Source organism: Pseudomonas tensinigenes, assembly GCF_014268445.2.
Taxonomy (GTDB): domain Bacteria; phylum Pseudomonadota; class Gammaproteobacteria; order Pseudomonadales; family Pseudomonadaceae; genus Aquipseudomonas; species Aquipseudomonas tensinigenes.
Window position 1 is genome coordinate 898,060 of the sequence record NZ_CP077089.1, and the last position, 11,702, is coordinate 909,761.

11 protein-coding genes are annotated in these 11,702 nt (G+C 59.9%); 7 read left to right on the forward strand and 4 right to left on the reverse strand.

From position 1 onward, the window contains the following. Nucleotides 1-383 precede the first annotated feature (383 nt). Nucleotides 384-2,459, forward strand: a complete 2,076-nt coding sequence (locus HU718_RS03885; RefSeq protein WP_186612880.1) for an AsmA family protein — start codon at nucleotides 384-386, stop codon at nucleotides 2,457-2,459. A gap of 117 nt (nucleotides 2,460-2,576) precedes the next feature. Here the strand turns inward: HU718_RS03885 and HU718_RS03890 are convergent, their stop codons facing one another. Continuing rightward, the gene (locus HU718_RS03890) at nucleotides 2,577-3,110 is read right to left on the reverse strand and encodes a ferritin-like domain-containing protein (RefSeq protein ID WP_016985396.1); all 534 of its coding nucleotides are present in this window, start codon (nucleotides 3,108-3,110) and stop codon (nucleotides 2,577-2,579) included. 98 nt (nucleotides 3,111-3,208) lie between these two features. Continuing rightward, nucleotides 3,209-4,144 (reverse strand): LysR substrate-binding domain-containing protein, encoded by a 936-nt coding sequence (locus tag HU718_RS03895; RefSeq protein ID WP_186612878.1) that lies wholly within the window; start codon nucleotides 4,142-4,144, stop codon nucleotides 3,209-3,211. 120 nt (nucleotides 4,145-4,264) lie between these two features. Between HU718_RS03895 and HU718_RS03900 the strand changes: the two genes are divergently transcribed. The 3 genes from HU718_RS03900 (at nucleotide 4,265) to HU718_RS03910 (ending at nucleotide 6,179) form a co-directional block, all read left to right on the forward strand. Beyond that, entirely contained in the window at nucleotides 4,265-4,903 is a 639-nt protein-coding gene (locus HU718_RS03900) for an FMN-dependent NADH-azoreductase (protein WP_186612876.1), read from the forward strand. Next, nucleotides 4,904-5,209, forward strand: a complete 306-nt coding sequence (locus tag HU718_RS03905) for a DMT family transporter (RefSeq protein ID WP_134175805.1) — start codon at nucleotides 4,904-4,906, stop codon at nucleotides 5,207-5,209. A gap of 91 nt (nucleotides 5,210-5,300) precedes the next feature. Then, nucleotides 5,301-6,179, forward strand: a complete 879-nt coding sequence (locus HU718_RS03910; protein ID WP_186612874.1) for an esterase/lipase family protein — start codon at nucleotides 5,301-5,303, stop codon at nucleotides 6,177-6,179. Nucleotides 6,180-6,308: 129 nt separating this feature from the next. On the opposite strand, the gene HU718_RS03915 is transcribed toward HU718_RS03910, so the two are convergent. Beyond that, nucleotides 6,309-7,196 (reverse strand): DMT family transporter, encoded by an 888-nt coding sequence (locus HU718_RS03915; protein WP_186612872.1) that lies wholly within the window; start codon nucleotides 7,194-7,196, stop codon nucleotides 6,309-6,311. A gap of 96 nt (nucleotides 7,197-7,292) precedes the next feature. On the opposite strand from HU718_RS03915, the gene HU718_RS03920 reads away from it, so the two are divergent. The 3 genes from HU718_RS03920 (at nucleotide 7,293) to HU718_RS03930 (ending at nucleotide 10,038) form a co-directional block, all read left to right on the forward strand. Further along, nucleotides 7,293-8,087 carry an AraC family transcriptional regulator gene (locus HU718_RS03920; protein WP_186612870.1) on the forward strand — a complete coding sequence of 265 codons (795 nt, stop codon included), beginning with the start codon at nucleotides 7,293-7,295 and terminating at the stop codon, nucleotides 8,085-8,087. Between the two features lie 63 nt (nucleotides 8,088-8,150). Further along, complete coding sequence (locus HU718_RS03925; RefSeq protein WP_102899421.1) at nucleotides 8,151-8,456, forward strand: PsiF family protein; 306 nt, start codon at nucleotides 8,151-8,153, stop codon at nucleotides 8,454-8,456. A 568-nt stretch (nucleotides 8,457-9,024) separates the two neighbouring features. Then, nucleotides 9,025-10,038, forward strand: a complete 1,014-nt coding sequence (locus HU718_RS03930; RefSeq protein WP_064388695.1) for an AI-2E family transporter — start codon at nucleotides 9,025-9,027, stop codon at nucleotides 10,036-10,038. Between the two features lie 113 nt (nucleotides 10,039-10,151). Here HU718_RS03930 and HU718_RS03935 read toward each other — a convergent pair whose 3' ends face one another. Continuing rightward, the gene (locus tag HU718_RS03935; RefSeq protein ID WP_186612868.1) at nucleotides 10,152-11,420 is read right to left on the reverse strand and encodes an Hsp70 family protein; all 1,269 of its coding nucleotides are present in this window, start codon (nucleotides 11,418-11,420) and stop codon (nucleotides 10,152-10,154) included. Nucleotides 11,421-11,702 lie beyond the last annotated feature (282 nt).

The following is an 11,702-nucleotide window of genomic DNA, read 5'->3' on the forward strand; positions in this document are numbered from 1 at the left end:
TGGGTTGCTCCTTGGGAGGGCGATAAAGTGGGTACGAGGGCAATGCTACTCTCGATAAGTCGATATAAAAGTTCATAAACGCAATGGTAATAATCAACAGAATTGATTGTTCTGCCGGGATGCTCTAGATCGGGCCTTTGCGGGCGACGGTTTTGCACCGGGGTGGGTATTTTCGACTCACTCGCGCCTCGCAAAAGTGCGGGTCGTGGTAACACCGTTCGACTGATCGGTCAGATTTCGCGCGGCTTTTTGCGCGGTAATTGGCCTTTCGATTAAACCTGCGGCTGGTTTGCCAGTCGTAGATTTCATGAGGGCCGCTTTGGCCCGCCGTTTCAGCCGTGCGCCGCAGTCTTTGCGTGCGGTCGTGATCAGGAGCTTTGTGCATGACGCGCACTGGAAAAATCTTCAGCTGGACCTTCGTCATCCTCGTGCTGCTACTGGCTGTGCTGGTATTGATCATCGTGTTCTTCGACTGGAACCGGATCAAACCGCCGCTCAACGCCAAAGTCTCGGAAGAACTGCACCGACCGTTTGCCATCAATGGCAACCTCGCGGTGATCTGGCAGCGCGAGCCGGACGAGGGTGGCTGGCGTGCGTGGGTGCCGTGGCCGCATGTGGTCGCTGAGGATTTGAGCCTGGGCAACCCGGACTGGTCGAAAAAACCGCAGATGGTCACGCTCAAGCGTGTCGAACTGCGTATCTCGCCGCTGGCGTTGTTGGCGCAACGGGTAGTGATTCCGCGCATCGACCTGACCGAACCCAATGCCGAGCTGCAGCGTCTGGCCGATGGCCGCGCCAACTGGACGTTCAAGTTCGACCCGAAAGATCCGAACGCTGAGCCGTCGAATTGGGTCGTCGACATCGGCGCCATCGGTTTCGACAAGGGCCACGTCACCCTCGACGACCAGACGCTCAAAACCAATCTTGATGTGCTGATCGATCCGCTGGGCAAGCCGATTCCCTACAGCGATATCGTTGGTGCGAAAGCGGCGAAAACCGCGCAGGACAAGGGCGGCGCACCGCAGGATTATGCGTTTGCCTTGAAGGTCAAAGGTCAATACCACGGCGAGAAACTCAGCGGGCAGGGCAAGATCGGCGGTCTGCTCGCCTTGCAGGACGCGAGCAAGCCCTTCCCGTTGCAGGCGCAGGCGAAGATCGGCGACACCAGCATCGAACTCGCCGGCACGCTGACCGATCCGCTCAACCTCGGCGCCCTCGATCTGCGTCTGAAACTGGCCGGTGCCAGCCTCGGCAATCTTTATCCACTGACCGGCGTGACCCTGCCGGACACGCCGCCGTATGCCACCGACGGCCATTTGATCGCCAAGTTGCATGATGAGGGCGGGGCGAAATTCACCTATGAGCAATTCAACGGCAAGATCGGCAGCAGTGACATCCATGGCGACCTGACCTACGTCGCCAGCCAGCCACGGCCGAAACTCAGCGGCGCATTGCTCTCCAATCAACTGCTGTTCGCTGACCTCGCACCCCTGATCGGCGCCGATTCCAATGACAAGCAAAAGGCCCGCGGTGGCGATAGCAAACAACCGGCGGACAAGGTGCTGCCGGTAGAAGAGTTCAAGACTGATCGCTGGCGCGCGATGGACGCTGATGTCGAATTCACCGGCAAGCGCATCGTCCATAGCGAAAAACTACCGTTCAACGACCTCTATACCCACCTGAAACTCAACGACGGCGAACTGAGCCTGGAGCCGCTGCGCTTCGGCGTCGCTGGTGGCAATCTCGATGCACAGATTCGCCTCAACGGTCGCACCGAACCGCTCGAGGGCCGGGCGAAACTGACCGCTCGCAGGTTCAAGCTCAAGGAACTGTTCCCTACCTTCGAACCGATGAAAACCAGCTTCGGTGAGCTCAACGGCGACGCCGACATCAGCGGGCGCGGCAACTCGGTGGCCAAGCTGCTGGGCGGCGCCAACGGCAAATTGAAGATGCTGATCAACGATGGCGCGATCAGTCGTGAGCTGATGGAACTGGCCGGGCTCAACGTCGGTAACTATGTGGTCGGCAAGATCTTTGGCGACAAGGAAGTGAAGATCAACTGCGCAGCGGCGGACTTCGACATCAAGACCGGTCTGGCCACCACGCAGTTGTTTGTCTTCGATACCGAGAACGCGATCATCTATATCGACGGCACCGCGAACATGGCCACCGAGCAACTGGATCTGACGGTGACGCCGGAATCCAAGGGCTGGCGTTTGATTTCCCTGCGTTCGCCGCTGTATGTGCGGGGCAAGTTCATCAAGCCGGATGCGGGCGTGAAGGCCGTGCCGCTGCTGCTGCGCGGGGCGGGGATGGTTGCTCTAGGTGTGATTGCAGCGCCGGCGGCGGGGCTTTTGGCGCTGGTGGCGCCGAGTGGTGGTGAGCCGAATCAGTGTGCGCCATTGCTGGAACAGATGAAGGCGGGCAAGGCGCCGGTTACCGTCAAACCTACCAAATAGTTGGTGCCCGCAAGGGCCCCTTCGCGAGCAGGCTCGCTCCCACAGGGGACCGCATTCCTTCATGTGGATGCGGTCGAATGTGGGAGCGAGCCTGCTCGCGAAGGCGGTTAAGAGGGTTTAGAGGTCGTTCAGGATGTCGGCCATGTCATCGGCATGCTCTTCTTCCTGCGCCAGGATATCTTCGAAGATACGCCGCGTAGTCGGGTCTTTCTCGCCGATGTACTGGATGATTTCGCGGTAGCTGTCGATGGCGATCCGCTCGGCCACCAAGTCTTCGTAAACCATTTCTTTCAGGGTTTCCCCGGCCACGTATTGCGCGTGGGACATCTTCGACAGCATGTCGGGGTTGAACTCCGGCTCGCCGCCCAATTGCACAATGCGCTCGGCCAGGCGGTCGGCGTGCTGGGCTTCCTGGGTGGCGTGCTCGAGAAACTCTTCGGCGGCCACATGGGCTTTCACGCCATTGGCCATGAAGTAGTGGCGCTTGTAACGCAATACGCAGACCAGTTCGGTGGCCAGCGATTCATTGAGCAAGCGCAGCACCTCTTCACGGTCGGCACTGTAGCCCTCGGTGACGGCGCCGTTCTCGACGTGTTGGCGCGCGCGGTCGCGCAGTGTTTGAACATCTGACAGATGCAGGTCGTCGCTCATTTCGATCTCCTGGAGGCTAATCCGATGGGCGCCACGTTCTGCGGACGCGGTCGCTACCTAAGCTGTGAGTCATGAGCGTTGCAAAAAGTTTTATCGGTTTACGCAACCCCTGTAGGAGCTGCCGAAGGCTGCGATCTTGGCGCCAGCCCGGACAAAACTGCCTCCCCCCGCAACCAGGCAAAAAACGCCCGCACCGGCGGATGCCGCTCGCGCCCCGGCACGCACAACGCGCTGTACCCGGCGCCATCGACTTGAACCTCACCCTTGTACGGCAGCAGCAAACCGCTGGTGACGCTCTCCGACACCAGAATATTGCTCGCCAGCACCAGCCCTTGTCCGGCGATTGCTGCTTGCAGGGCGTAGTGCTCCTCATCGTATTCGCGGACTGCCGGTTGCTGGTTCAACCAGTTTTCGCCGGCCTTCGCACACCATGCCTCCCAGCCATGGGCATACAGTTTCGAGTTGTGCCAGCGCACGCTGATCAACGTCGGCGTGCGCCGCGCGGCCAGTGCCACTTGCTCGGGCGAGCCGTACACGCCGAACGACTCATCGAACAGGCACAGGCCATAGAGGTTCGGATAATCGTCGAGGCTATAACGCAAAACCAGATCGACACTGGCGTCCTGATGCAGATCGATGACTTCGCAGTGGGTGTCGAGGCGCACGTTGATGTTTGGATGCTGCGCATAAAAACGCCCGAGGCGCGGTACCAGCCACAGCGCCGCGAAGGCGGCGGTGGTCGATAGCGTCAGCGTGCTGGCGTTGCGCTGCGGGCGCAGGGTGTCGACGCTTTGCGCCACCTCCAGTAAGGCACCGTGCAGGCTGCGAAACAGGCGCTCGCCGCCTTCGGTCAGGCGCACTTGGCGTGGCAGGCGCTCGAACAACGCGACGCCGAGCCAGTCTTCCAGCGAACGGATCTGATGCGATATTGCCGTAGGCGTGACCGACAGCTCTTCGGCGGCAGCCTTGAAGCTCAGCAATCGTGATGCCGATTCAAAGGCGCGCAGGGCGGTCAGCGGTAGCGAGGCGAACATTTAAAACTCCAAGGATGAAATGAATTCATCCCGACTGATTTTTGCTCATTTGAGACCTGGGCGTGACGCCTGCAATCTGAGGCGACACAGCCATCAAAGTCTAGCCTCAAGGAGTTTCAGATGAGCAAAATTCTTGCGATCCATGCCAGCCCGCGTGGTGACCGCTCTCACTCGCGGCGCCTGGCGGAACATTTTCTCAGTGCCTGGCAGGTGCGTCATCCGCAGGCGCAGCTGACTCGCCGTGAGGTCGGCCGGGCGCTGATTCCGGCGGTAAACGAAGCCTTTGTCGCTGCCGCTTTTTATCCGGAACCTGAAGCGCGTCCGTTGTCGATGCAGGCGGATCTGGCATTGAGCGATCAACTGGTCGGCGAGTTGTTCGAGCATGACCTGCTGCTGATTTCCACACCGATGTACAACTTCAGTGTCCCCAGCGGCCTAAAGGCCTGGGTCGATCAGATCGTGCGTCTGGGCCTGACCTTCGATCACACGCTGGACAACGGTGTCGCCCAGTACACGCCTTTGTTGCAGGGCAAGAAAGCCTTGATCGTCACCAGTCGCGGCGGTTTTGGCTTCGGTCCGGGCGGTGAACTGGAAGCTTTGAACCACGCCGATCCATGGTTGCGCACGGCGCTGGGTTTCATCGGCATCAACGACGTCACGGTGGTCGCGGCCGAGGGCGAAGAGTCCGCCGAACGCACCTTTGCGGTGTCGGTGGCCGAGACCGAGCAGCGTTTGCTCGACCTCGCCCGGGTGTTTTAGGTGGCCTGGCTGTTCCTGCTGATCGCCGCCGGGTTTGAAGTGACCTTCGCCATGGGCATGAAGTACGCCGAGGGCTTTACCCGGCTCTGGCCTTCTGTGATTACGGTGATTGCAGCGGTTGGCGGGATCTACTTCCTGACACTGGCGATGCGCGAGTTGCCGGTGAGCATCGCCTACCCGATCTGGACCGCGATCGGCTCACTGGGCACGGTGTTCCTCGGTTTCGCCTTGCTCGGCGAGAGCCTGACGCTGGTCAAACTGCTGTCAGTCGGGCTGATTGTGGCGGGGGTGGTGGGCCTGAAGTAGGCTGGTGGTTGAGTTGTCATCATCAGGGAGGATGCTTGGCGGGCGTTTTGCACACCTTGCATCCACTCACCGACCACAAGGATGTTTGCCCATGTCGACGCGTTATCCACTGGTGCTGGTGCCCGGCATGCTCGGGTTTATCCGGCTGGTCCTCTATCCGTACTGGTACGGCATCATCAAGGCGTTGCGCCGTGGTGGTGCGACGGTGATCGCGGTGCAGGTGTCGCCGCTTAACTCCACAGAGGTGCGCGGCGAGCAATTGCTGGCGCAGATTGATGAGATCTTGCGCGAGACCGGGGCGCAAAAGGTCAACCTGTTCGGCCACAGTCAGGGCTCGCTGACGGCGCGCTATGCGGCGGCGAAACGGCCGGATCTGGTGGCTTCGGTGACATCGGTGGCCGGGCCGAATCATGGCTCGGAGCTGGCTGACTATCTGCAGAAACACTACCCGGCGGACAGCGCCAAGGGGCGGCTGCTGGAAGCGTTGCTGCGTTTTGTCGGCTGGCTGATGGCGCTGCTGGAAACCGGTTACCACGGGCCGAAACTGCCGGTGGATATTCACGCCTCGCACCAATCGCTGACCACTGAGGGCGTGGCGCTGTTCAATCAGCGTTATCCACAGGGCTTGCCCGAGATGTGGGGCGGGCACGGGCCGGAAGAGGTCAACGGCGTGCGCTATTACTCGTGGTCGGGGACGTTGCAGCCGGGCAAGACCGATCGTGGCGGCAATCTGTTTGACGGGACGAATCGAAGTTGCCGCTTGTTTGCGAAAACCTTCGTGCGCGAGCCGGGGCAGTGCGACGGGATGGTCGGACGGTACAGCTCGCATCTGGGCACGGTGATTGGCGATGACTATCCATTGGATCACTTCGACATTGTTAACCAGTCGCTGGGGCTGGTCGGCAAAGGTGCGGATCCGGTGCGGCTGTTTGTCGAGCATGCGGCGCGGCTTGAGGCTGCCGGGGTTTAACAGTCAGACCGCGTTATCGTTCTTCGTCGGAACGCCGCCCGGAGACAGGCTCGCTCCCACAAATGACCGCATTCCTTCAGTTGAAATGCAATCCAATGTGGGAGCGAGCCTGCTCGCGAAGAGGCCCTATCAGGCGACGCTTAATTTGCGGCCCAACACGGTGGTCCAGCGCTCGGAAAGAATCACCCCACCCAAGGTCAACAATCCCCCGACCAAGTGATACATCGCCAACTGCTCCTTCAACACCACCGCCGCAATCAGCGCGGTAATCAACGGCAGCAAGTTAAAGAACAACGTCGTGCGGCTCGGCCCCAGACGCTGCACAGCCTGCATCCACGCCAGCGGCGCGAGCATCGACGCCAGCAGACACGCATACAGCACCAGTGGAATGTTCTGCAGAGTCAGCCCGGTCTTCGGCGAAGCGGCATACAGCGGAAACAACACGACAATCGCCACCAGCACCTGCAGATACAGCAACACCAGCGGCGGCAGGCGCAGCTGCCATTTTTTCAGCAGGGTGCTGTAAATCGCATAGGCCAGGGTCGCGATCAACATCATCGCATCACCCATGTTCACACCGTGCTGCAGCAACGCGCCGAGGCTGCCGGACGACACCACCACCAGCACACCGGCAAACGACAACACGGCACCGACCAGCGCGCCGGCGGTCAGGCGCTGCCCGAGGCTGATGATCGCCATGGCCAGCGACATCAACGGCATCAGCGACAGGATGATGCCCATGTTGGTCGCCGTGGTCAGAGTTGCGGCGAAGTAGGCGAGGCTTTGATAGACCGCCATGCCGAGTACGCCGAGGACGAAAATCCTGCCCAGGTTCGGGCGGATCTGCGGCCAGTGCGCGATCACCGCTTTGAGCATGAACGGGGTGAACAGCAAACCGGCGAGCAGCCAGCGGTAGAAACCGATCTCGGCCGGGAAAATCGCCCCGACCGCGAGTTTGTTGATCACGGTATTGCCGGCCCAGATAAAAATCGCCAGCAGCGGAAACGCGTATTGCATGAGTTGAAACCATTACGTTGATGAAGGGCGATTATCCCTTGTCTGGATGCAGGCCTATACTTCGAACCGGACAACCTGCCTCTGAAACCGGACAGCATGAACAGTAAACACATCGATCTGCTGGATTTCAGCGAACTGCCGTCGGCGGTGTACTTCCGTTATGCCGATTTCAACGCCCATGAATTTGCTGCGCCGCATCGTCATCCGTGGGGCACGCTGGAGTACGCGGCGCACGGCGTGCTGCACATGGACGTCGACGGCAGCCGCTTCATGTCGCCGCCGCAATACGCGGTGTGGGTGCCGCCGCAGGTCGAGCACAGTTTCTACAGCCATCAACCGGTCAACTATCGCGCGGTGTGCCTTGATCCCAAGGTCTGCACCAATCTGCCTCGGCGTGCCTGCACACTGGCGATCAGCGACATTCTCAAAGCGATTCTCAAGGACTTCGCCGCCCGCGACGTGAAGATTCCCGAACTCGATGCCGATCAGCGACTGGCGCAAGTGTTGGTCGATCAACTGCAACAGGCCCCGGTGCATGAGTGTTATCTGCCCTACGCGAGTAGCCCGGGGTTGTTGGCGATCCTCGAAACCTTGCAGGCCGAGCCGGGCAACAATCAGCCGCTGGCGCATTGGGCGCTGCGAGTGCATGTCAGCGAACGCACGCTGGCCCGGCAATTGGTTCGGGAGCTGGGGATGAGTTTTGGCGAGTGGCGCCAGCGTCTGCGTTATCTCGCCGCGATCGAGGCGCTGGAAACTTCGCGCAGCGTGCAGGAAATCGCTTTTGATCTCGGTTACAGCAGCGGCTCGGCATTTATCGCCATGTTCGCGCGGCAGGCCGGGTGCACGCCGGAGCAGTATCGCCGTAGCCATCTGGAAGGCAGGAAGGTGTAACAGGATTTGGCTACACTCCAGCAGAGGCCGCCCCCCTCGGTGCGGCGACAAGGAGAAAACTCCATGAAGATGTTGCGTGTGCCGTTGTTGATGATTGGTTTGCTCCTGTGTTCCCAGGGTTTCGCCGCCACGGCGCAACAGAACAAGATGACCACCTGCAATGCCGATGCGACCGCCAAGAGTCTGAAAGGCGATGAGCGCAAAACCTTTATGAGCACCTGCCTCAAGGCAACGCCAGCGGCCAACGATGCCAAGGCCCTGACTCCGCAGCAGCAGAAAATGAGCACCTGCAACGCCGATGCGAAAACCAAGGCGCTGACCGGCGATGCACGTAAGGCGTTCATGAGTGATTGCCTGAAGAAAAAATAACTGGATTCGGTGGGGTACCTGGTCGACGCGTCCGCTTGAGATTTGCCCTCACCCTAACCCTCTCCCAGAGGGAGAGGGAACTGACCGCGGTGTTTTCAGATATCCATCGACCTGAACTATCTGGCCGATTCTGGATTCAATACAGGACTGGCAGGTCACCGGATTTCTTCGCCACTCCTCGATCGGTTCCCTCTCCCGGAGGGACAGGGGATTGACCGCGTTGTTTCAAGGCATTCGTCGACCTGAAAAAACCGGTCGATTACGGATTCCACGGCGCTGTTTCAGGTCACTGGATATCCAGAGCATCCCCCAATCGGTCCCCTCTCCCGGAGGGACAGGGGATTGACCGCGTTGTTTCAAGACATTCGTCGACCTGAAAAAACCGGTCGATTATGGATTCCATGGCGCTGTTTCAGGTCACTGGATATCCAGAGCATCCCCCAATCGGTTCCCTCTCCCTCTGGGAGAGGGCTAGGGTGAGGGGGGCTGAAGTACCGCATATACCTAGTGCTTACCCCGGAACGCTGGCAGACTGCCAATCCTTTTACGCCGTTCGTTTTGAGGCTGTATGCCAACGTTTTCTGAGCGTCATGTAGTGTTCTGGGTCAGTTGCATCATCATTTTCGGCGGTTTGCTGCTGGTGCTGCCGCTGCGCTTGTTGCCCAGTCTGTTGGCCGGTTTGCTGGTGTATGAACTGGTCAACATGCTCACTCCGCAACTGCAACGGCTGATCGAAGGCCGCCGCGCGCGCTGGCTGGCGGTGGCGTTGCTGGGGACGTTGGTCGTCAGCGTTCTGGCGCTGATCTTCGCCGGCGCGATCAGTTTTCTCCTGCACGAAGCAGAAAATCCCGGCGCTTCCCTCGATAAATTCATGGGCGTGGTTGATCGCGCACGCGGGCAATTGCCGCCGTTCATCGACGCCTACCTGCCCGCCAGTGCTGCGGAATTTCGCGTGGCGATCGGCGAGTGGATGAGCAAGCACTTGTCCGACCTGCAACTGGTCGGCAAAGACGCGGCGCACATGTTCGTCACGCTGCTGATCGGCATGGTGCTCGGCGCGATCATCGCCTTGCAGCGCATCCCCGACGTGACCAAACGCAAACCGCTGGCCGCCGCGCTGTTTGACCGTTTGCACCTGCTGGTGCAGGCGTTTCGCAACATCGTCTTCGCGCAGATCAAGATTTCCCTGCTCAACACGTTCTTCACCGGAATTTTTCTCGCGGTGATCCTGCCGATGTTCGGCATCAAACTGCCGCTGACCAAAACCCTGATCGTGCTGACCTTCCTGCTCGGCCTGTTGCCGGTGATCGGCAATCTGATGTCGAACACGCTGATCACCATCGTCGGCCTGTCACTGTCGATCTGGGTGGCGATTGCCGCGCTGGGTTATCTGATCTTTATCCACAAGCTCGAGTACTTCCTCAACGCGCGGATTGTCGGCGGGCAGATCAGTGCCAAGTCGTGGGAGTTGCTGCTGGCGATGCTGGTGTTCGAGGCCGCGTTCGGCTTGCCGGGGGTGGTGGCGGGGCCGATTTATTATGCGTACCTGAAGAGTGAGTTGAAGTTGGGAGGAATGGTTTAACAGCAGCTTCGAGTTGCAAGCTTCAAGCTACAAGTAAAAGCAGAAGCGCGAGTCGCAGTGGCTCTTGCTTTTGCTCTTACTTGCCGCTTGCAGCTTAAAACTTGCAGCTGCCGTTAAACGCCATAGCGTTTGCGGGCTTCAATCGCCAATCCGCTACCAATGCTGCCAAAGATATTCCCTTCGACATGCCGCGCATTCGGCAGCATCGCCGAGACGCTGTTGCGCAGCGCCGGAATCCCGCTCGAACCGCCGGTGAAGAACACCGTGTCGACCTGATCCACCGCCACACCGGCATCGTTCAACAGCTGGGTAACACTGCCGCGCACCCGCTCCAGCAGCGCATCAATCGCCGATTCAAACAGCGCTCGGGTCAGCTCAACACTCAAACCGGCTTCGATGCGGTCCAGCGGCACATGGCGGCTGTCGGTATGGGTCAGCTGAATCTTGGTTTCTTCGACTTCCATCGCCAGCCAGTGCCCGGCGCGCTGTTCGATCAGCTTGAACAGGCGATCGATGCCACCGGTGTCTTCGATGTCGTAGCGCATGCTGCCCAGCGCCAGGCTGGATTTCTGCGAATACACCGAGTTGATGGTGTGCCAGGTCGCCAGGTTCATGTGGTGGCTGGTCGGCATGTAGGCGCCGCTCTTCATGCGGCTGCCGTAGCCGAACAGCGGCATCAGGCCTTGCAGGCTCAACTGTTTGTCGAAGTCGGTACCGCCGATGTGCACGCCGCCAGTGGCGAGGATGTCGTCGTGACGGTTATCGAAACCGCGACGCTCCGGCGACAGGCGCACCAGCGAGAAGTCGGAGGTACCACCGCCGATGTCGACGATCAGTACCAGTTCTTCTTTCTCGATGGTCGACTCGTAGTCGAACGCTGCCGCAATCGGTTCGTACTGGAAGGAGACTTCCTTGAAGCCGATCTTCTTGGCCACGTCGACCAAGGTGTCTTCGGCTTCCTGGTCAGCCAGCGGATCGTCATCGACGAAGAACACCGGACGCCCGAGCACCACTTGTTCGAATTCCCGACCGGCGGCGGTTTCCGCACGGCTCTTCAACTGGCCGATGAACAGGCCGAGCAAGTCCTTGAACGGCATTGCCGTGCCGAGCACGCTGGTGTCGTGCTTGATCAGCTTGGAACCGAGCAGGCTTTTCAGCGAGCGCATCAGGCGGCCTTCGTAGCCTTCCAGGTACTCGTGCAGGGCCAGACGACCGTACACCGGGCGGCGTTCCTCGATGTTGAAGAAGACCACCGACGGCAGGGTGATCTTGTCGTCTTCCAGCGCGATCATCGTTTCCATGCCGGGGCGCAGCCAGCCGACGGTGGAGTTGGACGTGCCGAAGTCGATGCCGCAGGCACGGGCTGGAGAGGCGTCTTTCATGTCTTTCGGTTCCGGTCAAAAAAACGGCCGCGCAGTGTATGTCAGTGCGCGCCAGATTCGAAGGCCGGTCATCTGCTATTTCACGACTAAACTGCCTTGAAACCTCAAGCTTTGCCCCAAACTTGCTGGCATGGGCCGGCAGAACCACCGGCGGTCGCAAGAACCGCCGTCCACTGCCGATAAACTTCTGCTGCGCCACCCGGTCACAACCTTGAGATCGGTCAACCCGGCACGCGCGAATCGGCGCATGCTGGCATCGGCGCGAAATCGATAACGGATGGT